This is a genomic window from Dyadobacter sp. CY323 (assembly GCF_021390245.1).
In the GTDB taxonomy this organism is placed as follows: Bacteria; Bacteroidota; Bacteroidia; order Cytophagales; family Spirosomataceae; genus Dyadobacter.
Genome location: NZ_JAJUXH010000009.1, coordinates 1 through 24,034 on the forward strand (window position 1 = coordinate 1; position 24,034 = coordinate 24,034).

At 43.2% G+C, this 24,034-nt stretch carries 27 protein-coding genes and 1 pseudogene; 19 read left to right on the top strand and 9 right to left on the bottom strand.

Translation table 11 applies throughout. The annotated features are described in order from the left end of the window. From LZG72_RS14320 to nagA, 13 genes and pseudogenes are all read left to right on the top strand, one after another. Window positions 1-748: pseudogene (locus LZG72_RS14320) on the top strand (hypothetical protein); the annotation flags it as partial. A 6-nt stretch (window positions 749-754) separates the two neighbouring features. Further along, window positions 755-1,453 carry a WbqC family protein gene (locus LZG72_RS14325; protein ID WP_233873416.1) on the top strand — a complete coding sequence of 233 codons (699 nt, stop codon included), beginning with the start codon at window positions 755-757 and terminating at the stop codon, window positions 1,451-1,453. Between the two features lie 2 nt (window positions 1,454-1,455). Further along, on the top strand, window positions 1,456-2,112 hold the full coding sequence (locus LZG72_RS14330) for an acetyltransferase (protein WP_233873419.1): 657 nt from the start codon (window positions 1,456-1,458) through the stop codon (window positions 2,110-2,112). Window positions 2,113-2,176: 64 nt separating this feature from the next. After that, complete coding sequence (locus tag LZG72_RS14335) at window positions 2,177-3,400, top strand: glycosyltransferase family 4 protein (RefSeq protein ID WP_233873422.1); 1,224 nt, start codon at window positions 2,177-2,179, stop codon at window positions 3,398-3,400. Further along, complete coding sequence (locus tag LZG72_RS14340; protein WP_233873424.1) at window positions 3,397-4,380, top strand: glycosyl transferase; 984 nt, start codon at window positions 3,397-3,399, stop codon at window positions 4,378-4,380. Before LZG72_RS14335 ends, LZG72_RS14340 begins: the two co-directional genes overlap by 4 nt. Continuing rightward, the gene (locus LZG72_RS14345; protein ID WP_233873427.1) at window positions 4,380-5,138 is read left to right on the top strand and encodes a DUF5672 family protein; all 759 of its coding nucleotides are present in this window, start codon (window positions 4,380-4,382) and stop codon (window positions 5,136-5,138) included. Before LZG72_RS14340 ends, LZG72_RS14345 begins: the two co-directional genes overlap by 1 nt. Before the next feature lie 7 nt (window positions 5,139-5,145). Continuing rightward, window positions 5,146-6,099, top strand: a complete 954-nt coding sequence (locus tag LZG72_RS14350) for a hypothetical protein (protein WP_233873430.1) — start codon at window positions 5,146-5,148, stop codon at window positions 6,097-6,099. Window positions 6,100-6,120: 21 nt separating this feature from the next. Then, the gene (locus LZG72_RS14355; protein WP_233873433.1) at window positions 6,121-7,008 is read left to right on the top strand and encodes a glycosyltransferase family 2 protein; all 888 of its coding nucleotides are present in this window, start codon (window positions 6,121-6,123) and stop codon (window positions 7,006-7,008) included. Next, entirely contained in the window at window positions 7,005-8,339 is a 1,335-nt protein-coding gene (locus LZG72_RS14360; RefSeq protein ID WP_233873436.1) for a hypothetical protein, read from the top strand. The genes LZG72_RS14355 and LZG72_RS14360 overlap by 4 nt, the downstream gene beginning before the upstream one ends. Window positions 8,340-8,399: 60 nt before the next feature. Then, window positions 8,400-9,449 (top strand): acyltransferase, encoded by a 1,050-nt coding sequence (locus LZG72_RS14365; protein WP_233873439.1) that lies wholly within the window; start codon window positions 8,400-8,402, stop codon window positions 9,447-9,449. Window positions 9,450-9,525: 76 nt separating this feature from the next. Then, a complete protein-coding gene (trxA, locus tag LZG72_RS14370) occupies window positions 9,526-9,822 on the top strand; it encodes a thioredoxin (protein WP_233873442.1) in 297 nt (98 codons plus the stop codon). A 25-nt stretch (window positions 9,823-9,847) separates the two neighbouring features. Next, window positions 9,848-10,411 carry a pentapeptide repeat-containing protein gene (locus tag LZG72_RS14375; protein WP_233873444.1) on the top strand — a complete coding sequence of 188 codons (564 nt, stop codon included), beginning with the start codon at window positions 9,848-9,850 and terminating at the stop codon, window positions 10,409-10,411. Between the two features lie 57 nt (window positions 10,412-10,468). Continuing rightward, complete coding sequence (nagA, locus tag LZG72_RS14380) at window positions 10,469-11,578, top strand: N-acetylglucosamine-6-phosphate deacetylase (RefSeq protein ID WP_233873447.1); 1,110 nt, start codon at window positions 10,469-10,471, stop codon at window positions 11,576-11,578. Here nagA and LZG72_RS14385 read toward each other — a convergent pair. Beyond that, window positions 11,573-13,771, bottom strand: coding sequence for a radical SAM protein (locus tag LZG72_RS14385; RefSeq protein ID WP_233873450.1), 2,199 nt, complete (start codon window positions 13,769-13,771; stop codon window positions 11,573-11,575). The two genes, nagA and LZG72_RS14385, sit on opposite strands and share 6 nt — an antisense overlap. A 134-nt stretch (window positions 13,772-13,905) precedes the next feature. Between LZG72_RS14385 and LZG72_RS14390 the strand changes: the two genes are divergently transcribed. Further along, window positions 13,906-15,306, top strand: a complete 1,401-nt coding sequence (locus LZG72_RS14390; RefSeq protein WP_233873452.1) for a metallophosphoesterase family protein — start codon at window positions 13,906-13,908, stop codon at window positions 15,304-15,306. 44 nt (window positions 15,307-15,350) lie between these two features. On the opposite strand, the gene LZG72_RS14395 is transcribed toward LZG72_RS14390, so the two are convergent. From LZG72_RS14395 to LZG72_RS14410, 4 genes are all read right to left on the bottom strand, one after another. After that, window positions 15,351-16,130 carry a ThuA domain-containing protein gene (locus LZG72_RS14395; RefSeq protein ID WP_233873455.1) on the bottom strand — a complete coding sequence of 260 codons (780 nt, stop codon included), beginning with the start codon at window positions 16,128-16,130 and terminating at the stop codon, window positions 15,351-15,353. 33 nt (window positions 16,131-16,163) lie between these two features. Beyond that, window positions 16,164-18,038, bottom strand: coding sequence for a CocE/NonD family hydrolase (locus LZG72_RS14400; RefSeq protein ID WP_233873457.1), 1,875 nt, complete (start codon window positions 18,036-18,038; stop codon window positions 16,164-16,166). Between the two features lie 67 nt (window positions 18,039-18,105). Then, a complete protein-coding gene (locus LZG72_RS14405) occupies window positions 18,106-18,777 on the bottom strand; it encodes a hypothetical protein (protein ID WP_233873460.1) in 672 nt (223 codons plus the stop codon). Then, on the bottom strand, window positions 18,746-19,282 hold the full coding sequence (locus LZG72_RS14410; protein WP_233873462.1) for a hypothetical protein: 537 nt from the start codon (window positions 19,280-19,282) through the stop codon (window positions 18,746-18,748). The genes LZG72_RS14405 and LZG72_RS14410 overlap by 32 nt, the downstream gene beginning before the upstream one ends. Before the next feature lie 153 nt (window positions 19,283-19,435). Here LZG72_RS14410 and LZG72_RS14415 point away from each other — a divergent pair, with 153 nt between their 5' ends. From LZG72_RS14415 to LZG72_RS14430, 4 genes are all read left to right on the top strand, one after another. Further along, window positions 19,436-20,563: an MBL fold metallo-hydrolase gene (locus LZG72_RS14415; protein WP_233873465.1), complete on the top strand. Its 1,128-nt coding sequence runs from the start codon at window positions 19,436-19,438 to the stop codon at window positions 20,561-20,563. 81 nt (window positions 20,564-20,644) lie between these two features. Then, window positions 20,645-20,830 carry a hypothetical protein gene (locus LZG72_RS14420; protein ID WP_233873468.1) on the top strand — a complete coding sequence of 62 codons (186 nt, stop codon included), beginning with the start codon at window positions 20,645-20,647 and terminating at the stop codon, window positions 20,828-20,830. 43 nt (window positions 20,831-20,873) lie between these two features. Continuing rightward, window positions 20,874-21,461, top strand: coding sequence for a hypothetical protein (locus LZG72_RS14425; RefSeq protein ID WP_233873471.1), 588 nt, complete (start codon window positions 20,874-20,876; stop codon window positions 21,459-21,461). A gap of 132 nt (window positions 21,462-21,593) precedes the next feature. After that, the gene (locus LZG72_RS14430; protein WP_233873474.1) at window positions 21,594-21,998 is read left to right on the top strand and encodes a helix-turn-helix transcriptional regulator; all 405 of its coding nucleotides are present in this window, start codon (window positions 21,594-21,596) and stop codon (window positions 21,996-21,998) included. 18 nt (window positions 21,999-22,016) lie between these two features. Here the strand turns inward: LZG72_RS14430 and LZG72_RS14435 are convergent, their stop codons facing one another. The 4 genes from LZG72_RS14435 to LZG72_RS14450 form a co-directional block, all read right to left on the bottom strand. Then, window positions 22,017-22,424, bottom strand: a complete 408-nt coding sequence (locus tag LZG72_RS14435) for a hypothetical protein (RefSeq protein ID WP_233873477.1) — start codon at window positions 22,422-22,424, stop codon at window positions 22,017-22,019. Between the two features lie 106 nt (window positions 22,425-22,530). Continuing rightward, window positions 22,531-22,857 carry a HigA family addiction module antitoxin gene (locus LZG72_RS14440; RefSeq protein WP_310590559.1) on the bottom strand — a complete coding sequence of 109 codons (327 nt, stop codon included), beginning with the start codon at window positions 22,855-22,857 and terminating at the stop codon, window positions 22,531-22,533. Between the two features lie 167 nt (window positions 22,858-23,024). After that, the gene (locus tag LZG72_RS14445; protein ID WP_233873480.1) at window positions 23,025-23,246 is read right to left on the bottom strand and encodes a helix-turn-helix transcriptional regulator; all 222 of its coding nucleotides are present in this window, start codon (window positions 23,244-23,246) and stop codon (window positions 23,025-23,027) included. A 45-nt stretch (window positions 23,247-23,291) separates the two neighbouring features. Then, window positions 23,292-23,663 carry a helix-turn-helix domain-containing protein gene (locus LZG72_RS14450; protein WP_233873483.1) on the bottom strand — a complete coding sequence of 124 codons (372 nt, stop codon included), beginning with the start codon at window positions 23,661-23,663 and terminating at the stop codon, window positions 23,292-23,294. Window positions 23,664-23,761: 98 nt separating this feature from the next. Between LZG72_RS14450 and LZG72_RS14455 the strand changes: the two genes are divergently transcribed. Beyond that, entirely contained in the window at window positions 23,762-24,028 is a 267-nt protein-coding gene (locus LZG72_RS14455) for a hypothetical protein (RefSeq protein WP_233873486.1), read from the top strand. The last annotated feature ends 6 nt before the right edge of the window (window positions 24,029-24,034 follow it).

A 24,034-nucleotide genomic window follows, 5' to 3' on the forward strand; every position in this document is an offset into this window, starting at 1 on the left:
GTTCAACAATTACAATGCAAATCCTTACTGGGGCGTTTTCGGATTTGCCCTGATCATTCCATTGATCTTGCTTGTGCTGATTCGCGTTTTCCGGTCCAGAGTACACTGGTTCCTGGCTCTCGCCTTTTGTTTGCACTTTGCAGCACTTTCATATTCAGCACCTTACGATCCGTTTAAAGGAAGATATTTTATAGAATCCGGAATATTCGGCGTCTTTTTTCTCTTGCTTTTATTTTCAAATCATCGGTTGTCCATTATAAAACCGAGACGAAACGTTTGGAAAGGCTACATTCTGACCATTGTCGGACTGGCGTGCATTTCTGCGGTGATGTCTGTATATCTCAATATCCGTTGCCTGCCTTTTGCTGCATATGGCTATCCATCGGCCCTAAAAGCGGAACGTATTGCTTATCAGACTTTTGCGCGTCCCGACATTACCAAGGCTTACCAGACTTTCGATTCGCTTGTTCCAAAGGATGCCACCGTTGCCCTGGCGACGATAAACGACGACTTTGAATACCCTCTTTACGGCGAAGACTTATCCCGCAAGCTCATCTCGATCCATCCTTTTGAAAAAGGTCTGAAACCAATTCCCCAAGAAGCCGATTACCTTTTTTATGTCAAAAGTGTCATCAACGATACCAGCAAGATTAAGGCGCTGAAAAGTGACATCCGGTTGGGGTCGGATACTACCATGACCAATCTGGATGTGAAAGGTCAGGATTATTACCTTCGGAAACTTAAATAGTATCCCATGACTATTGCGATAATGCAGCCTTATATATTTCCCTATATAGGTTATTTTCAGTTGATTAATGCGGTCGATAAATTCATTATTTATGACGATGTCAATTTTATCAACAAAGGCTGGATCAATAGAAATAATATATTAGTGGGTGGAAATGCGCATCTTTTTACAATCCCATTAAAAGACGCCAGTCAAAATAAGCTGATCAACGAAGTGGAACTTTCTCCGAATGATCCCTGGCAGAAAAAGTTCTTAAAGACGATCCAGCAATCCTACCAGAAAGCACCATATTATCAAAAGGTTTTTGTTCTGATTGAAGAAATTGTAAATTTAGAAGTTAAAACCATCAATGAGCTGGCCTATTTTGCACTGACTAAGGTCTCCGCAGCCATGGGAATTGAAACTGAAATACTCCCCTCCTCGTCGATTTATAGTAATAAAAACCTGAAAGGCCCGGATCGAATTCTGGATATCTGTAACAAGGAAAATGCCAGTCATTACATTAACCCGATTGGAGGAATGGAATTGTATGACAAAAGCCGGTTTGAAAAGGAAGGGATAAAGCTTAACTTCATTAAGAGTGTTTCAAGCCCCTACCCGCAATTTAAGAATGCTTTTGTGCCCTGGCTATCTGTTATAGATGTTTTAATGTTCAATAGTCCGGAACAGATCAGTGAACAATTAGAAGCTTACGAACTCATTTAGGAATGGCGAAAATTATCATTTTTGGAGTACTGGATACCGCAGAGCTAGCACACTACTACTTGACTCATGACTCCGAACATGAAGTAGTCGCATTTACCATCAATCGCCAATATATTGAAAATGAAAATTTCAAAGGTCTGCCGGTTGTAGCTTTTGAAGACATTGAGACTGTTTTTTCACCGGCCGAATATTCATTTTTCGCCCCAATGACAGGTCGGAATATGAATCGGAACCGCGAGTCCATTTACAATCAGGCCAAGGCAAAAGGCTATCCGTTTATTTCCTACATCAGCTCCAAAGCAACGCTTTTCGATAATGTGATCGGTGAGAATTGCTTCATCCTGGAAGATAATACGATCCAGCCGTTTACTACGATCGGCAACAATGTGGTGATGTGGAGCGGCAATCACATTGGTCATCACGGCCAAATCAACGATCATGTGTTCTTCACTTCACACGTGGTGCTTTCAGGCCATTGCGTGGTGGAATCATATTCCTTTTTCGGCGTAAACAGTACGATACGAGATTATACGCGGATAGCTCAGGGAACGTTGGTTGGAATGGCGTCCGCAATCACAAAAGAGACAGAAGAATGGGGGATTTACATCGGCAATCCCGCAAAGAAAGTCCCTGGAAAACTAAGTCACGAAGCTTACTGATGTACTGATATTCTTGGAAGAGTTACCAGAATAACCGAAGTTTGAGATAGCAATGATTGGGTTAATGGAGCAGAAGAAAATCTTATTTGTAAGCCACGACGCGAACCGGGCAGGAAGTCAACTTCTGTTATTACAGTTATTGAGGCTTTTGAAAGACCGCGGTGTACCTATGCATTTGTTATTATGCAGTGGCGGAGAACTGGAAAGGGAGTTTGAAGAAGTCGTTGGTGTGACCCGTTTATACCAAAGCTATAAAGTATCGTCAACGCCATTAACCGGAAAAATTCTTAAAAAAGTAAACCTGTACAAGCTCTACCACGAACGCTCTGTGCAGCGCGATAATGATAAGATCATTGCTGAAATTGAACAGCAGAATATCGGGCTGGTTTTTGTCAATTCAATAGCCAATGCCGGTGTTTATCACGATTTCCTGACTTTTCTTCATCACCTGCCCCTCGTGCTTTTTGTTCACGAGCTGGCGATGTCTATCAAGATATATTCGCATGAAAGACACCTGAATTTCCTGCTGAGAAAGACTGACCACCTGATCGCCGTTTCGAATGCAGTGGCTAACTTTTACATTAAAAAATACGATTTTCCCCAAAGGCATGTCAGCACGTTTACGCTGATCGATCATTTGCATATTGATAAAAAACTGAAATCGATCCAGCCGGACATTCTCGAGAAAACATACAGAGTGCCACAAGATGCGATCGTAATAGGTGGTTGTGGCAATGCGGAATGGCGTAAAGGAAATGATATTTTCAATTGGATCGCCCGACAAGTGATCCAGAAAACCCATCCGCTTCCTGTCTATTTCGTTTGGGTCGGTGCAGGTCCGCAGCACGAAATTTTTGAGTTGATTGAAAGCGACATCCGGTTAATGGGACTGAGCGACCGAATCATCCTCGTTCCACCCACACCCTACGCACTCGACTATATCCATCGATTCGACGTCTTGCTTCTGAGTTCGCGCGAAGATCCATACCCACTCGTCGTCATGGAAGCAGCTTTGCAGGAAATTCCTGTGGTTTGTTTCGAAGACGCCGGAGGTGCCCCCGAACTGATTGAGAGCGATGCTGGATTTGTGGTTCCATATATGGACATAACAGCTGCCGCGGAAGCAGTTATCCAACTTGTACTGGATCCTTCGTTACGAGATTCAATGGGCCAGACAGGCCGTAAAAAAGTGCTGGAAAGGCATAATACCGACAAAAGCGTGGGAAGCGTCGAAGCCATCATTCAAAAATATCTACCCTTGCAGGTTTCGGAACAGCATAATCAATGACTATTGCCTTTACAATTTGTTCAATCAATTATTTAGCTCAGGCCAGGACTCTTGGGGATTCGTTAAAATCCACTAATCCGGATGTTCTGTTTGTGATCGGACTCGTGGATTCATTGAATGGGATTGAGTTTGAAGAATCTTACGCCCCGACATTTCCTATGGTCGAAATTGACAAAATAGGGATCCGGGATTTTCATGAAATGGCTGACAGGTATAACATTACCGAACTCAATACCGCAGTTAAACCTTTTTATTTCACTTACTTTTTCAAACATTATCCCTGGGCGCAAAATGTAATTTATTTCGACCCGGACATTATTGTTTTCCAGCCATTAAAAGAGCTTTTAAGCTCACTCGCGAAACACAATGCCGTTTTGACGCCGCACATCAATTCGCCCATCGATGATACCCTGACCCCCAACGAACTCCATCATTTAAATACCGGCGTATACAACCTTGGTTTTGTGGCATTTAGCCGCTCAGACGAAAATTTGCGTTTCATTGCATGGTGGGAGGAGAAGCTGCGATATGAATGTCTGATCGACCTTTGTAACGGACTTTTTGTCGATCAGAATTGGATGAACTTCCTGCCGCTCTTTGTTCCCAACACCTATCTGGAACAAAATCCGGGATACAATGCCGCCTATTGGAACCTGCACGAACGCTTCTTTTCATTTGTTGATAATACACATTGCGTTAATGGAGACAATCCATTGATTTTCTTCCATTACAGTGGCTACGATCCGGCGAAACCCGACGTGCTTTCTAAATATCAGGACCGTTTCGAACTCTCGGAAAGAAAAGATCTGACCGCCTTGTTTGACCTTTACAGAAATAGTTTATTGAAAAACGGGAACGCTTATTACCGGAAATTCCATTGTTCCTATATCAAACCTGAGCCGGTGCGACTTTACCAGCGGGTACGAAAAATGCTAAAGAAGCCGATCAACTACTTGATTGATCAGCTTGAAACTCCCTGATGAAAGAACTAGTTTCCGTAATAATCCCCATTCTGAACCCGCAGATCAACCCTACGGAAGAAAAACTTCTGCACCATTGCCTTCAAACACTGAGTAATTATCCACTCATTTTTGTCACTTACCAGGGTGCCGATCTATCGATTGTAAAAGAACATCACCAGGAAATCGATGTCATTTATTTTCCCCAAAAATATTTTCAGTCGCGCGACCATCTGGCAGCGCTGTTTCTGATGGAAGATTTTTACGAGCGATTCAACTGGTGCGAATTTCTTCTGATCCATGAACTGAATAGCTGGGTGATCAAGGATGAGCTTTATTACTGGTGTAAGCAGGGATATGATTTCCTGAATGCAGCGCCCTATTTCGGAGACAAAAACCCTTTTAATGACCACATTTTAACACGTTTGCTGGGACTAAAAGCTGAAGAAAAACGAGCATTCGGACAAGGCTATGCTAATAACGGTCTTTACCTTTGCCGGATCGAACACACCATTAAGACTTTGAAAAGCAAAAAGAAAGAATCATATCAGTACAGGCATGACGACCATTTAAGTCACGCAGATTCTGTATTCTGGGATCTTGAAGCCAATCGCTTTTTACCGCATTTAAGAAAGCCGACTCATGTTGTTCGCAAACACTTTGCCCAAAATGCCCTAAATTTCGAGAATTCCAAAACCCAGCCTTTTGCATTAACCGGCATTACGAGGTCTAACATCCAGAAATTACCTTTTTTTAACGCACTGCCCGAATCAGAATAATCCGTACATGAACATTATTTATACCGTTTGTAATCGCACAAACCTGGCTCATGCACTGGCTCTGGCAGATTCCGCATTTGAATTTCAACCTGACCATACCTTTGTTTTATGTTGGGCCGACTCAATTCCTCTGAAAGATTTGCCCGGCTACATTCATTTAATGTCTCTTTCAGAAGTTGGGATTTTGCATTGGGAGGAGATGGCGAGTCGGTATTATAACTTCGAATTGTTATCGGCATCCAGACCTGCATTTGCACTCGGACTCCTGAAAAGATATCCTGATTGTGCCCAGATCACGTTTTTGGCACCGACCGTTTTGTTATTCCATTCATTTCAGGATATTCTTACCACGGATTCGGACCTGTTCCTGACACCGAATCTTACAAAACCTTTGCCGGCATCCGGAATACTTGACGATAAGAGAATTCTCAATGCTGGTATGTTCCATGCGGGTAGCTGGGTTTTGAGGCCAAATGCTAAAACGCTGAAATTACTACGCTGGTGGGCAAACCGCACCGTCGACCGCGCGAGTTTCAATCTTTGTGAAGGAATGAATATGGATCAGCTTTGGTTGAACTACCTTCCGATTTGGAATAAAGAAACGACGATCATCCGCCATGCGGGATGGCATCATGGCTTGCAATCGGTGCTGAGCAGTAAGATATCAAAAGAGAATGAACGCCATATTGTTGAAGCGACAGATTTGATCACCGTCGATTTTGCCGGCCTGGATTTTTTCGATCCGGTGTGGTCCGATCACGCAGCATTGCTTTCAAAAGACCCGGTCTTCAAGGATTTATTTAAAAAATATAGGCAGTCGGTACAGCATTATGCAGCCAAAGTTCCGGTAGGAGCTACGCCCCGGTACGGAAAAAACATCCAAATCAAAAAGTATCGGCTTTTTAGGAATAATATTGCAAAGAAATTGAAGACATTGACCACTTACATTGATCAATTTTAATACCCAGCTCAACCAGACTACATGCACTTTCTTGAAAAAGACACAAAGGCTCTCCGGGATTTTTTATCCGCACTGAAAATATCTCCATTGGGAAAACCGGCCAATAATCCGAAATTTCCCAAACTAACCGTCATTACACCCTCTTACAATCAGGCGGCATTTCTGGAAAGAACAATACTCAGCGTTTTAAATCAGGGATATCCAAATCTTGAATATTTCATTGTAGACGGCGGATCTACCGACGCCAGTGTAGAGGTTATCAAAAAGTATGAAAAATACATTTCATGGTGGGTTTCCGAAAAAGACCGGGGGCAAGTTCACGCCATAAATAAGGCACTTGAGAGAGCTACCGGTGACTATATCAGTTTCCAGAATTCGGATGATGTATATTTCCCGGGCACATTTGATCGTTTTGGAAAAGCGGCTCAAAAAGAGGATTCAGACATAATTTATGGTGATCTCTATATGATTTCAACCGACGATCAGGTCACTGAAATTCTCAAAACGACATCGTACAGTTTTGATTGTCAAATACTTGAAGGAATGCAGATCCATAATCAGTCATTGTTTTTCAAAAATTCACTGGTGAAGCGCTACGGGCCATTTGACGAGAGCTACCGTTTCGCATTTGATTATGAGTTTATAACCCGCTATACCGCGCAAAAATCCACCACCGTCCGGAAAGTCGGGGGGCTGGCGGGGGCTCTCCGGGTACATGCCGATGCGAAATCATCGACCATTGCTTCAGTTGGCAGCGAGGAACATGCGCGCATTCGGGAATTGTACATTTCTACGAACAGCTCAGCCTCTCTGAACAAAATCAAGTATCTTTGGTGCCGGGTTCGAAAAATTGCATATTTCATCTTACGCTTGGATATTAAATACATCAGTTTCAGACTTTCCAGATGAATTGGAGCTTATTTAACGTAGCAACAAATTTCAATTATCTCAGATATTCAATGGGCATCGCGATGATGTTCAATGGCTTTCCTTTGATATTTTTCATCAGGGATACCTTGGGCGTCGGTCCTGCGAGCAGCGTTTTTACAGCCATTTTTTTCTCGCTTGCATTGTTGCTGATGGTGCCCAGGCACTTGTTCAAGCGGCTTTACAAGCCCAACGTGATCCTCATCAATTTGGGCCTGGCCTTTCTGGTTCTGACGCTATACTATTTTTTCTTCCTCAATACTTCCGGAAAAGCAGTTGCTGATGTGGGCAACTTTGTATTCACATTTGGCTTTATCGCCTTGCTGATGCACGTTCCAAACGATGTGAAGGATACGCTTATCCAGGTACTTTTTGTCTTTTCATTCTTTACCAATATTACGCTTGTCTACTCGCTCATCACCGATCCCAACTGGACCCCCGGCATGAGAGCTGCGGTGAGCTTCGCAAACGAAGGTGCACAACCCGGTGGTAATCCGCACATTACCGCACGGAACGGAGTGGTCTGCCTCCTTTCTGCATTCGTCATGCTGGGTTCGACAAAAGGATTACTTACAAGAGCCTTCTTGTTTTTCTCCATATTATTTAGCCTCGGGGTCGTGGTCATTTCACTCGCAAAATCCAGCTACCTCGGACTGGGGATTGCTTTCGGAGCATTCTTCATTTTTCATTTCAAGCTTAAGAATGTCGTGACCGGCATTGGCGATGCATTCAAATTCAGGAATTTGGTTTTCATTATTCTTATTATAATCGGTATAAACGTGTTTTTAGCACGTTATGGCGATGTTTTGAATCTTTTGCTTGGCTACTGGGATGTTTTTGAAAACCGTATAATGGATGTAATTTTCACTTCCACAGGTTTGAAACTCTCAGATACCGCCGATGTCGATTATTCGGCGATGGGCCGTGTGAGTGGTTTTGGAGAGTTTTTAGAAACACTTTACTCCTGGGAAGTTTTTCTTGGAAGAGGATACAAAAAAGAATATCTGGATGTCCCCGTACTTGAATCCTGGGTAAATCATGGCGTTTTTGGATTTGTCTTTTTCGCCAGCTTTAACTTCTTCCTGTTTGTTTTTGCGATTCGCGAAGTTCGCAGGTACACCAATCCGCTCAGTACGTTTTTAGCCTACTTCTTCCTTTCCATGATGGTGTTACTTTTCACCGGCGGAAGGCCATACGACATTGCGTTCTGGTTTCCATACTCTGTAATGATCCGGTTTCTCGGAATTCGCTATCTCGACAGTTTTAAAAAGGCTCCTGTCTCAATACAAACACTGGCACCCGCTACAACTTAATTATCCTCCTAAATCCGGAGAAGCTGCGGTCGGGCAATGCGAACGCACATTTACAAACGCATGAAAGACAGAGTTGAACAATTGGACGGACTTAGGGGTATTTTTTCAGTGATGGTCATTGCACATCATCACAATGCTTTCAAAGACTCCTACCTGTACGATAATTTTTTCGTCATCAACGCCAGTCTTTTTGTTGATTTCTTCTTTGTCCTCAGCGGTTTTGTTATTGCATTAAATTACATCGGACGCATTCACACGGCCGGCGATTTCTTCTCATTTCTCAAAAAGCGGTTCATCCGGCTCTACCCACTTTTGTTTTTCACAGAGATCGTCTTTGTGATCGCCAACTTGCTGGGGGAAAAAACTCCGATGAAAAATGTCGGCGCGCTGGGTTCCGAATACTACTTTTTCACTACCCTCGACACGATCACTTTTATGGGTTCCACGCCGATTCTCGGCACCTGGGTGAGCAATAATTATCCGTCATGGTCCATTTCGGCAGAAATGATTGCTTATGTTGCATTCGGGTTAGTAGTTCTCTTTCTGCCTAAACTCAAATACATCGGCTTCACGGTCATCATACTTCTTTCCATACTTTTCATTGTTTCAAAAGGCGAATACCTGCTTGCGTACGATTATGGGTTTGTACGCGGGCTGCTTTGCTTCTGCCTGGGTATTTTCACACATTTGGTATTGAGCAAAAAGTCGTTTGAATTGTCATTTCTTGAAATTCCCTTTCTTGTACTGTTGCTTGGTTCTATGTATTATACCTATCAATGGGAGTTAAATTTATGGAAACTCGTCTTTCCATTCCTGTTTGCATTCGGCATTATCATCTTTACGAGTTCCCGGGGCATTGTTACCCGTATGCTGTCCGGCCGGCCATTCCAGTATCTTGGAAAAATATCCTATTCCATTTATCTGAACCATGCGATCGTCCTGATCCTGGTCAATGTGATCCTTTTTCGATTATTGAAATCGCCAGATTCCGAACTGATGATCGGCATTTCACTGGTGACGTCGATCGTTCTTACCATTTGCTATTCACACTTTACGTATGAATTTATTGAAAAGCGATTCGGTAAATTTTTGCGAGAAAAGTGGAGTTAACCGCGGAATTTTAGAGTCTTAGCTGGCACGATCTTTAACCAGCAATGGTTATCCTATTAACCAAACTTCGGAAAACATGGCGTCTTTCAAAGAACTTATCAATAGCAATAAACCGGTCCTCGTCGACTTTTCTGCGGAATGGTGCGGACCATGTAAAATGATGAAACCCATTCTGGAAAAGGTGAAAGCCGATCTGGGAGATACCGCCACGATCATCAAAGTGGATGTGGATAAAAATCAATCCGCCGCGAGCGCCTATAAAATCCAGGGAGTGCCGACCCTCATAGTTTTCAAACACGGAAAGCCAATGTGGAGGCAATCGGGCGTGGTTCAGGCCGACCAGCTGAAATCGGTCATTCAAAAGTATATTTAATTTAAATCCCTCCTCGATAGTCCGTATGTTGCGAACAGGCAATTCAGAAGTCATAAAAAGTGTAGATTTTAGCGCCGAGCCATTGCGTGGTGACCATTTTGAACAAGTCAGTTTTGTACAGTGCACGTTTCAGGATCTTTCAGGAATTGATTTTATTGATTGCGTTTTCCAGGATTGTAATCTCAGTAATGTCTCGGTCAAGAATTGCAAAATTTCAGATATCGAATTCATTAACTGCAAGTTAACCGGTGTCAATTTTGCAGAAAGTAAAGACTTCGCATTTGCGGCCAGGTTTGACAACTGCATTCTGGATTATGCGATTTTTGAAAGAAAAAAACTCAACAAAACTTTCTTCACAAACTGTAAAATACACGGTGCCGATTTCACTGATGCCGACTTGTCCAAATGCAAAATCCACAACTGTGACTTCTGGGACGCTGTTTTCGCCAATACAAACCTTGCCGGGGCAGACTTCTCGTCCAGCAAAAATTTCACAATCGACCCAACCAGTAACAACATCCGGAAAGCCAAATTTCTATCTTCGGACCTCGCCGGACTTCTTTCAAAATTCGATATAATTCTCAAGTAGAATTTTGAACGACTACACATTTTTCGTTTCTTGACAGGATATTCTTATTAGCGATCTATGCCCGTACAATTGTTTGCCGAGAAGGTTTTTACCGGAAAAGAAGTTCTTAAAAATCAGCTTATCCAAATCCTGAATGGCAAAATTGCCGCAATGGAATATGCAGAGACAAGTGCCGCGACCACAAAAGTAGCCAACCTGGCGCCCGGCTTTTTCGATATCCATATCAATGGCGGGGAGAAGTTTCATTTCACCCAAAAAGCAGACGAAGAAACGATTGACGATATTTATCAGGCCAGCGTAAGTAGCGGTACCGCCTACGTACTGCCTACATTAATCACCTCGCCATTGGATAATATTCTAAAAGGCATCGAGGCTACCCGCAATTACATTACAAAAAACCCAGCTGCCGGCGTACCGGGAATGCACCTTGAGGGACCGTTCCTGAATCCAATAAAACGCGGCGCGCATCTGACGGAATATGTAAGAAAACCTACCAATGCAGAACTTGAAGAAATCATCAGGTATGGTAAAGATGTAATCAAGCTGATCACGATCGCTCCGGAAATGTTCACAGACGATCAGATTGAAATGCTTTTGGAATCTGGAATGATCGTTTCTGCAGGCCATTCCAATGCAACTTACGAGGAAGCGACCCATGCATTTTCTAAGGGTATTAATCTGGTTACCCATTTGTACAATGCAATGTCTGCATTCGGTCACCGGCAACCAGGACTTGTGGGGGCAACATTTGATACCGAAACTGTTTATGCGCCAATTATTATCGACGGCGTACATTGCGATTTTGCAGCTGCGAGCGTAGCGTACAAGATTAAAAAAGACAAGCTTTTCCTGATCTCGGACGCACTTTTTCTGGGAGAAAAAGTGACTGAATTTAAATGGGATGAATTCGACGCTTCCCTGAAAAACGGTCGCTATACCAACTCAGACGGAAACCTGGCGGGAGCTACCATCTCACTACCCGATGCGGTTCGCTATGCCGTAGAAAACGTAGGAATACCTTTGCAGGAAGCGATTGAAATGGTCACGATCCGACCAGCTACGGTTATAGGACTTAACAAACAGATCGGTTGCATTGAGGTGGGTTATCCGGCAGTTTTCACGGCATTCGACGACAATCTCAAAAATTTCGAAGTGATCACCTTATAGTATCAGCATCCCACTATTTTTAAGATCGAGCCAGGTTTTGGACTGACTAAACTGATCGAACGCGCCAAGTCCGGCTGATTCAAAGTCTCTTTTAAACTGCTCGAACGGATAAGGTTCCGGACTAGAACTCAAAAGCTTTGGAAAAGTCATGACGAGCCACTCTCCTATCACAGGCTCCATCTCGACAGCCCATTCTTTTTTCTTGTCAAAAAATACAAGCTCCGCAACTTCTACGGTTCTCCTGCCCTGCATTTCCTCGAAAATAGACAGCTCCGGCAAGCTTCCAAGCCAGACTATAACCGCATTCGGACGATTGTTCAAATGGCTGGTTTCGCTAATACTGCGTTGAATATAATTGGGTGGGATCGAAGTTGGCGGAACTTTGAAATCGAACCATTTGGAAAGTGGGAAATCCAGGCATACCCCGTGCATGAAATTGAATAGCGATTTTCTCAAACCTTCCGCAAAACGGTCATGATCAGCGCCGAGCGGATCGTTATGTTCAAGATCATTGTTCGCAAACCTACCAGTATCCGGCCCCAGACGCATTACATCAAACTCTTCCGGATGCAACCCGACCGGACTATGCGCAGTCATGGCGAACCGGTGCCAAAATCCCGACTGAACAATTCCAGTCTGAAAAAGCTGCCTGACCATTTCCAGTGAATCAATCGTTTCCTGGGCCGTTTGCGTAGGAAATCCGTACATAAGATAGGCGTGTACCATAATGCCCGCCTGCGTAAAACCGTCGGCTACCCGCGCCACCTGCGACACGGTAACGCCTTTTTTCATCTTATCAAGTAGTCTGTCCGAGGCAACTTCCAATCCTCCGGAAATCGCAATGCAGCCTGAGGCTTTTAATAACAGGCATAAGTCTGGCGTAAAGTTCTTTTCAAAACGGATATTGGTCCACCAAACAACGGTGATCTTGCGACGTATGATTTCCAATGCCAGATCCCGTAATAATGCGGGCGGTGCCGCCTCGTCTACAAAATGAAACCCGTTTTGCTGCGTCTGGTCGATGATTTCTTCAATCCTATCACATAATAACGCCGCAGTCATAGGTTCATATCGACGAATATAATCAAGTGAAATGTCACAAAATGAGCATTTACCCCAGTAGCAGCCATGAGCCAGCGTCAGCTTGTTCCACCTTCCATCGCTCCAGAGCCGATGCATGGGATTCACGATTTCGATGACGGACAGGTAATCGTGTAAAAGCAAATCACTATAATCCGGCGTACCGGTATCACGTTGCGGCACATCCTTTTCTCGGGCGCCATTATGATAAATCACTTCTCCGTTCACACGTGAATAAACCCGTTTCATTTGCGAAATATCCCGGACACCGTCCAGATGTCCGAGTAATGAAAGTAATGGCGCCTCTCCGTCGTCCAGACAAACAAAATCAATGTAATTAAAAACCCGCGGTTCCTTCAACGAGCGAAGTTCCGTATTCGCGAATCCGCCACCCATCACTACTTTAATGGTAGGATAATGCTTTTTCAAATACTGGCCACATTTAAAACCACCGTACAAATTCCCTGGAAACGGTACCGAGATACAAACAAGATCGGGCTGAAAAATTTGAATTTTTTTCTCAAGTATTCTGGTCAATGCCTCCGTCAAAAGCGTATCCGGAAGTTCTAACGCCTGCTCCATTTCATCAAAGCTCGTCGCCGATCTTCCAAGACGTTCCGCATACCTGCTGAATCCAAAATGCGGGTCGATTGCTTCCTGGATCAGATCGCCCAGATCTTCGAGGTAAAGTGTCGCCAAATGCCGGGCTTTATCATGAATACCCATGGTACCAAATGCCCAGTCCATATCTTCCAGCTGCTGAAACCGGCTGGCTTCCGGGAGGTAACTGCGGTCACAAATGCTATGTGCGAGCGTCGGATTCGCATTTTTAAGAAAACGAATCACCGGATCTATGGTACTGATGTATTCGTCTTTGAGTGAATAAATGCGGAAACTATTGTCTGTCAGCCCGATATCCGAATTTTCGAGCTCAGAAAACAGCTTTTTCAATCCCGTCGCAGAAAAGATTTCCAAGATAACTTCGATACCTAAATCAGCTTGATAAGACTCTCTTCCCAGCGTATTCAGAAATCCTTTCAGATAAGCTGTGGCTGGGTACGGCGTATTAAGCTGCGTAAAAGGTGGGGTGATTAAGAGTGTTTTCTGCTGCACGGATCAAGTTTTCTTCTACACAAATTTAGCTTATTGAAACCGAAACTTAATTTCTATCTGAAACGGTAACAAAGCCGAGTAGCCTTTTTACCCTTGAAAGTGGTATCATTGTAAAGCAACTTTCAAGTCGACTTATGATATTCCAGTCTCCAAAATACCTCCCAATCACCCTATTCTCCATTTTCTTTACTTGCTCTTTTTGCCAGCTCACTCAGGCGCAAGCGAACAAAACCTACCTACCATCCACATTCCCGGACCGTGTTATTCTCGGCTACAAAGGCGATCCGGCTACTTCACAGGCTGTAAACTGGCGCACCGATTCCAGTGTGACAAACGCCGTTGCCGCGATCCACGAGGCTGATCCGTCGCCGGATTTCCAAGAAAAAGCAACGGTAGTGAAAGCTTTTAGTCAGCCGACCAAACTGGATGAAAGATCCGTTATTTATCACGAAGTTAATTTTACAGGTTTGAAACCAGCTACCCAATATGTATACCGGGTGGGAAATGGCACACAATGGAGTGAATGGTTTCACTTTAAAACCGCATCCGACAAGCCTGCACCTCTTTCATTTCTGTATTTTGGGGATGCGCAGAATGACATACGTTCGTTATGGTCGCGAGCGATCCGGGGGGCCTATTCAAGCTTGCCGAAAGCGAATTTTATGATTCACGCCGGTGATTTGATCAACCGTTCGAATAATGACTATGAATGGGGAGAATGGTTTGAGGCAGGAGGTTGGGTAAATGGAATGGTGCCAAATCTGGCAACTCCCGGAAACCATGAATATTATCGGGATGGTTTGAAAGAAAAGGTTTCCAAACATTGGCGGCCACAATTTGCATTACCGGAAAACGGACCGGAGGATTTACTTGAAACCACATATTATATCGATTATCAAGGTAGCAGGTTCATTTTCCTGAATTCAGAGGAAGCGACTTCAAACCGGGACTCGCGCAATAAGCAAGCCGATTGGTTTGAAAAAGTAGTTTCCAATAACCCAAACCGATGGACCGTAGTAATCCATCACCATCCAATTTATTCCACCAAACAAGGCCGGGACAATGACGAATGGAGAGAAAAAATGGAGCCTCTTTACAAAAAATATAAGGTAGATATTGTTCTTCAGGGCCACGATCACACGTACGCGCGGGGAATTAACATGCCGACCGGGGAAAGCCACAAAAAGCCCGACGGACCGATTTACGTGGTGTCGGTAAGTGGACCTAAAATGTACGACCTCGGATTACAAAACTGGATGGACCGCGCCGCGTCCAACACCCAATTGTATCAGGCTATAACTATTGATCAGAACAAACTCTCCTTCAAAGCATTTACAGTGAATGGCGACCTATATGACGCATTTGATCTTGAAAAAGACCCAAATGGAAGCAATACGCTTGTTGAATTGTCCAATACACTTCAAATGGAAGAAAGATTGAAATTGCCGGAACGCTACGAGAAAAGCTTTAAGGAAGAACAGTTGAAGGAATACAACGAGCGGTACCAGGAATATAAAAAACGGAAGGGAATGTGAGACGACTTGCCAAGTCTTGAAGACTTGGCAAGTCTCGTTTTAATTTATTCCCCTGCAGCCCAGAAAATCGCATTGGCAAACAGCCTCTTGTACTCCGCACTTTCGAATAAAACCGGAGAATGTCCCATGAAAATGTAGACATTCTTCGCTTTCACTTTCGGATTTGACCAAATAACCGGATGATCGCCCATTTTGATCTTCGAATCAGGTAAATACGTCGACTCATCCACGCTTGCGATCACATGCACATTTGGTCTCGGGCTTTTATCATAAATGTACCACTCCTCTTTTTTAACCAGAAAAGATGCCGACACTCCTTTCATAACCGGATGTTTCATGTCCTCCGCTTTTACAGTCGCCGCAGCGAAATCGGCAATGTAATTTTTGTAACGAATACCCCCCATAAACTCTGAAAACCAGGGCCAGATTTTATATCCATCAAATTCTCCCAGTAAAGTCGCGTGATGAAATCCGATCCAGCCGCCTTTTCCTTCTGCAATGTATTTTTCAAAAGCAGCAATAGCTTCCGGTTTCCAGGCATATGGCACATAATCAAGCTGAATGATCAGCTGGTAATTTGAAAGATAGTGTTCATTAATCGGATCAGTTTTATCAATGTAGTCAATCGAAAAATTGCTTTTGGCGGCAAGTGAATCCAGCCAGATCCGCGCCGCTTTTGAGTAGGCAATGTGATGTCCGCCCGGCTCAGCCATTGCCAAAACGCGGAATGCGGGTGATTTTGATTGACCAAAACAAGTAGCGCCTGATAACGTCAGGAATACGACCAGTATACAAATCGGGGATTTCCGAAACAGGTTCTTCATTATTTACCAGTTGCTTACAGTTAACTCCGGGTACTATTTCAGCACCGGTAAAAGAATATGGCTGCTATTTTTTGCATCGTGGTGAATGGTAATTTTCGACTTTTGGAAATCCGACTCATTTGCCTCAAAAATGTTCAGAAATTTCTGTGGATTTCTGTCTACCAATGGAAACCAGCTGCTTTGAACCTGCACCATTACCCGATGCCCCTTTTTGAAAGTATGCGCCACTTCATTCAACTTCACGGTTACTTTTTCGATTTTGTCCTTTACAAAAGGCTCAGGTTTTGAAAAGCTGTTCCGAAACTTCCCACGCAGTACTTCCGCCCGAACCATCTGCTGATAACCAGCCATTTGAACCGGCCGCTCACCTTCTTTGGCGGCAGGTACTGTGCTATTTGCCGGCCAAACGTCGATCACTTTTACAATAAAATCCGCATCAGACCCGGTCATCGAAACCATCAGGTTTGCTACAATTTCGCCAGTCAGCGTAAGATCTTCGGTCAGGGAATCGGATTGAAAACTCAGCACATCCGGTCTGCGGGATGCAAAACGCTGATCTTCGGCCATGTACTCGTTATTTCTTTGTCTGCCGATCACATTGGTGTACGGTACAGGTTTCGCCGGGTCACTTTCGTACTCGGATACACTTCTTACAGAGGTTGGTTTCGAGACCGACAATTTCCCTTTTAAGTCAAAATAATATGCGGTTGGCTGGCTGTTTTTTGGAGGCCAGACTTCATAGTTCTTCCATTGATTGGTACCAGTTTCAAAAATAGTGGCCTCGGACTGTTTGAAATCTCCTTTTCCTTTGAGGTAAAAATTGAAAAACTTAGTCTCGATTTCCTCCTGATAATATTTGTTTACGTCGCCGCCGAACTGGTATTGCGCAAACGATTTCCACGTTGACGCAGCCCATCCCCCATGCGTCCAGGGACCCATTACCAGCCTGTTATTATTACCCGGAGTTTGTTTCTCAATCGCGGCATACGTTTTCAATGCGCCATACAGATCTTCAGCATCAAACCAGCCTCCCACTACCAAAACGGCCGGTTTTATATTTTTCAAATGGCTTTTGATATTTCTCGATTGCCAGAAATCATCGTAAACCGGATGTGCAACCGTTTGCCGCCAGATGCTTTTTTCATCGGCAAAGTAAGGTGCCGCATTTGCTTTTTTCAATGGCCCAAAATCCAGGAAGTACTCGTAAGCGTCACTGAAGCTGGCCTGAAAATGACTTTTATAATTTTGTCCATCCTCACTTTTCGGACCATCAAATCCGCTGTAAAACCCAAAGTTATCCATGAGAAAAAAAGCGCCGTTATGATAACAATCGTCACCGATGAATTCATCGGACATCGGGGCTTGCGGAGAAACTGCAACCAGCGCAGGATGTGCGTTGGGCAATGCAGCCGATGAATAATAGCCTGGAAATGAGATACCTGACTGACCTACTTTACCATTGTTTTTTGTGTTTTTCAAAAGCCATTCGAGCGTATCATACGTATCGCTGGATTCGTCCACATCTTTATTGCTTTTCTTATTTGCGATCGCCGGAGTCATTTCACGAAAATCACCCTCACTTTTATACCGTCCCCGCGCATCCTGATAAACAAAAATGTACTTTTCCCGCATCAAAAATGCATTTGGCCCGAGACTTCTGCGGTAGTTATTCGCACCGTACGGACGTATCGAATACGGCGTCCGCTGCATGATGATCGGGTAAGTCTGGGAAGAATCTTTTGGAGAATAAATGGCAGTGAAAAGCTTCACGCCGTCACGCATGGTAATGTAAACTTCTGTTTTCTTGTAGTTACTTCGAACAAAACCAGTGTCTGGAACCGCCGTACTTTGTGCATTGGAGGTAAAGGAAATCAGCAAAAGGAAGAAGAACGGGAAACTTATTTTCATAATGGACCAGATGTAGAGTAACGTTTCTGATCAAAAATAAGGAAGAAATAATTGTTTCCGATTGGTACTAGAAAGCAAATTTGGCAGGCGTAGCGGCAGGGATAACGATCAGCAAGTCGTAACCTTCCAGGATCTGTGTCATTCTCTTACTTTCAACGCGTATTTTGGATTTTACAATTTTCGAATTTAATGCAGCGAGATCGAAACATTGCCAGTTCGGGCCACTGTTAATGTCAAAGATTGGCTTCAAAGTTTTCAGTTCGTTACCCCCCGCATCGATTGGCGAATCCGGAAAGCCTTTGAATGGAGAAGCCTGAAAACCCGACTTGGCGATGATCATGATATGAAAAGATTGTTGAAACTTACTATCCGCAACATTGTGGATGAGATTGCCGATGTCGTAAATGTCGAGTAAGCTCTCACCTTTCGGCAAATGCACTGAGCCATATTTGAACAAGCTCTTTTTATTCTCCCACTCCCCATATTTTTCCATAAGCTGAGATTTAATAAGCTGGATTCTCAGGTGATGGTTTTGTTGCTTATAAATCCGGGCTGTAAGTTTTAGTTTATCGATAATCTCCGTTTCCCCGGCACTTAAATCCATCGACGAAAGAATGGCAAGTCTTTTTTCGAAGTCAGGAGTCAGCATGTAAAATGGCTTGCTGGGATCTTTCAGAAAGTTTTCAAAATGTGTTTTTGACTGATTTTCAATATCCTGATAAACGGACGCTGCGGCCATTCTTAGTGATTAGTTTCAATTCACTGCATATCAACCGGTCAGCGACCACCAGGATCTGATCAATTCCATAGACATCGGTATTTGCGGCTGCGACTTGTTTCAGGAGATCCAGTTCAGGTTTCATGGCAAAAAAAGAAAACGAATTTCCATAGTCAGAAACGAATTTTGCCAGCTCCGGCTCAGACATTTCACTGATTTTCGACTCGATGATTTTTGCGGAAAATGGATCCGTTTCGCAGAAGAAATTGTCAAATTTCACATGATTAAGCAAAGCCGAGCAAAACATAGGAACCTCATTCATCAAATGATCCTCGCCGATCAATATGTAATTTGGCTTCATTGTTTTTTCCAGAATGTAGTCCCAACCCTGCCCCGCAAATGAGTTGTTTTGAGGAAGAAAAGTTTTCATATACTCTTTGGAGAGCTCCGTAATAAGACTATCCTGAGCAGAAACAGAAATGACAGAGGCGGCCAGAAAATACAGCAAGCAAATCGTTTTTTTCATGATATTTAGAGAAAGAAGTCTCATAAATAGGTAAGATTTACCATCGATCACAAGATTTAGTTAGCGGTCGGAACTTTTCACTTACTTATCGGTTGCATTGATTTGAGGGGTCGAGTTTTGTGACTAAGACGACTCCATAGATGTAAAAATTAAATGAAACGACTTAAAAAGACTCTCATGATATTCTTTGTGATACTGGCATTGCTGGTAGTTGGAATTGTGTTATTTATGCGACAGCCCATATTTGGAAGACAACCTTCGGGCGCACGATTGGAAAGGATCAAACAGTCACCAAATTATCGCGACGGCCAGTTTCAGAATGAAAGTTTGACGCCCGCACTGGCAGAGGGTGCCAGTTATTTTAAGGTAATTACCAAATTTTTCTTCGGCAAAAGCAAGTTCAACATTCCCGGCGCAACGATCCCTTCGCAGAAAACAGATTTGCTGCATTTAGATCCAAACGAAAATGTGCTGGTCTGGTTTGGACATTCGTCGTATTTCATGCAGATTGATGGAAAAAGGTTCCTGGTTGATCCGGTTTTAAGCGGCAATGCGTCGCCGCTGAGTTTCACGACGCCAAGCTTCAAAGGAACCGATGTTTACACCGTCGCAGATTTCCCGAACATCGACTATCTTCTTATTTCTCACGATCATTACGATCATTTGGATTATAAGACGATCCTGCAACTCAAACCGAAAGTAAAACAGGTGGTTACTGGTCTGGGTACAGGCGAACATTTTGAATATTGGGGATACGATCCGGCGATTATCGCTGAAAAAGATTGGAATGAAGGGATTGATCTGGGAGGTGGTTTCAAGATTGACATTACACCCGGAAGGCATTTTTCAGGCCGGGGATTTAGCCGGAACAAAGCATTGTGGGTGTCGATGGTACTTCAAACGCCAAGCAAGAAGATCTTCGTCGGAGGCGACTCAGGCTACGATCATCACTTCAAGAAAATCGGTGAGAAGTTTGGCCCATTCGACCTTGCGTTACTGGAATGCGGGCAATATAACGAGGCCTGGAAATACATTCACATGATGCCGGAAGAAACGGTAACCGCAGCCAAAGAGCTGAATGCGAAGAAATTGATGCCAGTACACTGGGCCAAGTTCTCCCTCGCACTACACGACTGGAACGAACCAATCTTAAGAGCCTCAGCCGAAGCAAAAAAGCAAAATATGCCTCTGGTAACCCCGCTGATCGGACAAAAAGTTGATTTAAATGGAGATCAGATTTGGGAAGAATGGTGGAAGGAAAAGGCTCTGCAACCGGAGTAGGAATGAGATTGTTTGTTAAATAAAATTAGCAGACATTTGGGTTTCTATACACCCGGATTTATTCCGATAAACACTAAAGATATGACTCAGGAATTGGTTGAAAAAATTAGGGCTGATGTTGCGGCTAGGCGAAAAGAGATAGAAAACTCTCCGGACCCTCGCCAGGCATCTATCATTCATCTTATAGAAATAGGATACCTCGACGAAACAGGTGAGGTTGCGGAACAATATAGAGGAGGTATTCCAAAAGATTGGAAAAAAGCCTGATTCTTGTTTGAGCTTAACGATTTTTCACACACTATCATTCAGAATGCATCCTCTCCATTATTGCGATGTTGCCGTCTATGGTTTTCATGGATGCAATGTTGATGTCAAAAACAAAATCCTCAGTGGCGCAGCTAAGTTCGAGAACAGCGTTAATCGGTATGATTGGCTCGGTGCCGGCGTTTATTTCTGGGAAAATGATTTTTTAAGAGCTTATGATTGGGCAAAACAACTGCATGGCAATAATGCTGCCGTCATCGGAGCTAAGATTCAACTTGGTCATTGCTTTGACTTATCCAATTCGTTTTCAAAAGAAATACTCAAGATTTCTTTTGGTGACCTTTATACAGACTGGAAGAATACAAACTCCGCTGTGCTTGTAAACAAATCTCATCCAAAAGGAATAGGTAACCCGACTGATATGGTTTTGAGGTATCTCGACAAGGTAGTGATTGACTACGCAATGACTCTGGCAATTAAAAGGGATCCTAATTTCACCTACGACACCGTCCGGGCCCCATTCCAGGAAGGCTTCCCGGTGTACCCTGGCAGCGCATTCCGCGAGCATGACCACATTCACCTTTGCGTTCGCAATCCTGAATTATTGACGGAGTTGTTTGATCCTGAAACATAAAATAAAGCGAGCTGCCCCAACAAAAACTAGCAAAGTAACCTTTCCAATGCACAATGGAGATATTTCTCCTCGACACTAACTAGCATTTTGAAACAGGCAGGCCTGAAGTGAAAACGTATCAAAACTTTTGAAATGGAAACAGAAGAGAAAAATACAACAGAATCTATCACACTCATCATCGAAAGTGGTGAGAATTCTCTCTGGGGAAGGGTACTTTATGATGAAAATTTAATCGTTGACGATGCGAAGTCTGTTGGAGAGCTTGAACAAAAAATGAAAAAGCTTTTATTTGACTTTCACGATCTTAATCCGGGCGACTTCGAATTTCGAATTGAATATGATCTCACAGTGTTCTTTGAACAGTTCGATTTCTTAAAAATAACCAAAATTGCAGAACTCGCCGGACTTAATGGTAGTCTTTTGAGGCAATATGCAAGCGGTAAAAAGAACCCTTCTGCAAAACAGGTTGAGAAAATAGAAAATGCAATCAAGCAATTGGCGAATCAATTAGCTGACATACATATCTATGCGCATTGATATATTAATAGGCTATTTCTAAGCCAAAACAACCTCCCTCAGCTTCTCGCCAAGCTCATGGATAGCATCTTCCAACTTTTTCGCCTGTTGCTCGGACGGGAATTTCGTTCCGGCTACATAATGCCTCACCAGCGAGGGATTCAACCCTGCCCTTTTCGCGATTGCTCCTACTTTAACGTCGTCAAACAATTCAAAGAATGCGCTCAGATCATACACATGGTCAAAAGTGATATCTTCGATTTTCAGATTTTCCCATTCTTTGTGATTCTGACCTTCATGTTGAATGTAGTCATCAAGCAAATCCGTTAGGTTTTGGTCAATTTCTTCCATTGTCTTTCCAGTTGTAACAGGAAGATAATCAGGGACATGATCAATGCGCCCCCAGAGTTCGTTATCACTTTTTTCTACTATAATTGTTAATTTCATAACGTTGGTCAATTAAGGTGTACGTGTGTGAGTAAAAAACAAAGGTCGCAAATTTGCGACCTTTGTCAAATATCTGTTCTTAATTTTCCCGACCATGATTTTGATTCTAAACCACAGCCAACTTCGCCGACTGCCCATTAATAAAATGCTTGACAGACTCACGATTCACCTTCTTTTCAGCCTCCCAAAGATCATATTTCTTTTGAAGGTCTGCATTCGTATTAAATGCCTCGGAAAGCTTAACAGCCATTTCCGGACTAATTCCCGATTTTTGATTCAAGATTAACGACAGCGTACCACGATTAACTCCCAGACCTTTCGCAATTTCTGATATTGTAAATGCCAGGCCAGTTTCTTCCCTCAAACCCTCAATCATTCCCTTTAAAATAGCACCGGGATGGGACGGACGCATTTCTCTTTTTAACATTTCCATACTTGTAGTGGTAATCAACATAGTTCACATCGCAGGCACAGTTGAAATTCTCGGAATCCATTATTCCATCCCTTTATGCCTCAATGCCAATAACTGTTTTTGCAAATTTATTATCTGGCTTTGTAGATCAACAATTTCCGCATTGCTATTTGCATCAAAAGCGGATTTCACATCGAAAAATCATTCGGGGTAATAGTTGGAAATGCTGAACAGAATTTTTGAATGAACTCCACAGTTACACCCTGCCGCTTTGCAATGATTTCTGAAAGTGTTGAAGGTTTTATATTCAAAATCGTTGCAAGCTCACCTTTGCTCTTGATTGTTTTGCTCTCAATCAAAGAATTAAAAATACGAACAAACGCGCCATTTATCTCGTACCTATCACTCATTAAATTAGTTACTTTGCTGAATCATAGCATTTTGATAATGTAAATCTACCCTTTCCTCAACTCCTCAACAACCTTCTCCAATTCCCGAATCCGATCCTCCTGCCGCAATGCCTTCCGCTGCAACTCAATAAATTCGTCTTTGGTGATTGTGATTAAATTGCCGGGTAAAATATTCTCTGGAAATTGATCTTCTAATATTTTACTTTCCTTCATCATTTCACCAGTTCCAGCAATCAGCCATTCCAGATTTAAATTTGGGTAAGCAGATAAAATTTTCGCCACAACGTCAGATCCAACGTTTCTTCCATTTTGAATCGGTTTAGCAATTGAGCCCTTCGAAACTCCAATAGATGTCTCAAATGAAGTAATTGATACTTTTAAATGCGTGATTAGTTGCTTTAATCGATCAGAAAACATTTTAATCAAAATATTATACAAAAATAATTACACGATCAATTTTTTATTCATATATTTGCTGTACAATAACTGGTATACGCAAATTACACATTATGCACATGGAAACAAGGTCCGTTGAGCCTAAGAGGCTTTCGATTAAGGAAAGGTTACTTTTACGATTTGGTGAGGCCCGAAAAAAGGTCGGATCGGGATGGAGGGAACGATTGGCGAGCCACGATCCGTTCTTTAACACCCGCGACGGTGAGGCCTATATGCGGTCCGTTGCACAAGCCTACTCGGACTCCTCACGCGGGCATGTCGACCGGATCGAGCGGGTCACATTGGCACTTGAAAAACTCGCTGGCATCAAAAGCCGGGAGATTTAAACAAAA

Bases quoted from the DNA above. Each gene is read 5' to 3' on its own strand.
- LZG72_RS14325 (WP_233873416.1), top strand. From the start codon at position 755: ATGACTATTGCGATAATGCAGCCTTATATATTTCCCTATATAGGTTAT.
- LZG72_RS14330 (WP_233873419.1), top strand. From the start codon at position 1,456: ATGGCGAAAATTATCATTTTTGGAGTACTGGATACCGCAGAGCTAGCA.
- LZG72_RS14335 (WP_233873422.1), top strand. From the start codon at position 2,177: ATGGAGCAGAAGAAAATCTTATTTGTAAGCCACGACGCGAACCGGGCA.
- LZG72_RS14340 (WP_233873424.1), top strand. From the start codon at position 3,397: ATGACTATTGCCTTTACAATTTGTTCAATCAATTATTTAGCTCAGGCC.
- LZG72_RS14345 (WP_233873427.1), top strand. From the start codon at position 4,380: ATGAAAGAACTAGTTTCCGTAATAATCCCCATTCTGAACCCGCAGATC.
- LZG72_RS14350 (WP_233873430.1), top strand. From the start codon at position 5,146: ATGAACATTATTTATACCGTTTGTAATCGCACAAACCTGGCTCATGCA.
- LZG72_RS14355 (WP_233873433.1), top strand. From the start codon at position 6,121: ATGCACTTTCTTGAAAAAGACACAAAGGCTCTCCGGGATTTTTTATCC.
- LZG72_RS14360 (WP_233873436.1), top strand. From the start codon at position 7,005: ATGAATTGGAGCTTATTTAACGTAGCAACAAATTTCAATTATCTCAGA.
- LZG72_RS14365 (WP_233873439.1), top strand. From the start codon at position 8,400: ATGAAAGACAGAGTTGAACAATTGGACGGACTTAGGGGTATTTTTTCA.
- trxA (WP_233873442.1), top strand. From the start codon at position 9,526: ATGGCGTCTTTCAAAGAACTTATCAATAGCAATAAACCGGTCCTCGTC.
- LZG72_RS14375 (WP_233873444.1), top strand. From the start codon at position 9,848: ATGTTGCGAACAGGCAATTCAGAAGTCATAAAAAGTGTAGATTTTAGC.
- nagA (WP_233873447.1), top strand. From the start codon at position 10,469: ATGCCCGTACAATTGTTTGCCGAGAAGGTTTTTACCGGAAAAGAAGTT.
- LZG72_RS14390 (WP_233873452.1), top strand. From the start codon at position 13,906: ATGATATTCCAGTCTCCAAAATACCTCCCAATCACCCTATTCTCCATT.
- LZG72_RS14395 (WP_233873455.1), bottom strand. From the start codon at position 16,130: ATGAAGAACCTGTTTCGGAAATCCCCGATTTGTATACTGGTCGTATTC.
- LZG72_RS14400 (WP_233873457.1), bottom strand. From the start codon at position 18,038: ATGAAAATAAGTTTCCCGTTCTTCTTCCTTTTGCTGATTTCCTTTACC.
- LZG72_RS14405 (WP_233873460.1), bottom strand. From the start codon at position 18,777: ATGGCCGCAGCGTCCGTTTATCAGGATATTGAAAATCAGTCAAAAACA.
- LZG72_RS14410 (WP_233873462.1), bottom strand. From the start codon at position 19,282: ATGAAAAAAACGATTTGCTTGCTGTATTTTCTGGCCGCCTCTGTCATT.
- LZG72_RS14415 (WP_233873465.1), top strand. From the start codon at position 19,436: ATGAAACGACTTAAAAAGACTCTCATGATATTCTTTGTGATACTGGCA.
- LZG72_RS14420 (WP_233873468.1), top strand. From the start codon at position 20,645: ATGACTCAGGAATTGGTTGAAAAAATTAGGGCTGATGTTGCGGCTAGG.
- LZG72_RS14425 (WP_233873471.1), top strand. From the start codon at position 20,874: ATGCATCCTCTCCATTATTGCGATGTTGCCGTCTATGGTTTTCATGGA.
- LZG72_RS14430 (WP_233873474.1), top strand. From the start codon at position 21,594: ATGGAAACAGAAGAGAAAAATACAACAGAATCTATCACACTCATCATC.
- LZG72_RS14435 (WP_233873477.1), bottom strand. From the start codon at position 22,424: ATGAAATTAACAATTATAGTAGAAAAAAGTGATAACGAACTCTGGGGG.
- LZG72_RS14440 (WP_310590559.1), bottom strand. From the start codon at position 22,857: ATGGAAATGTTAAAAAGAGAAATGCGTCCGTCCCATCCCGGTGCTATT.
- LZG72_RS14445 (WP_233873480.1), bottom strand. From the start codon at position 23,246: ATGAGTGATAGGTACGAGATAAATGGCGCGTTTGTTCGTATTTTTAAT.
- LZG72_RS14450 (WP_233873483.1), bottom strand. From the start codon at position 23,663: ATGTTTTCTGATCGATTAAAGCAACTAATCACGCATTTAAAAGTATCA.
- LZG72_RS14455 (WP_233873486.1), top strand. From the start codon at position 23,762: ATGGAAACAAGGTCCGTTGAGCCTAAGAGGCTTTCGATTAAGGAAAGG.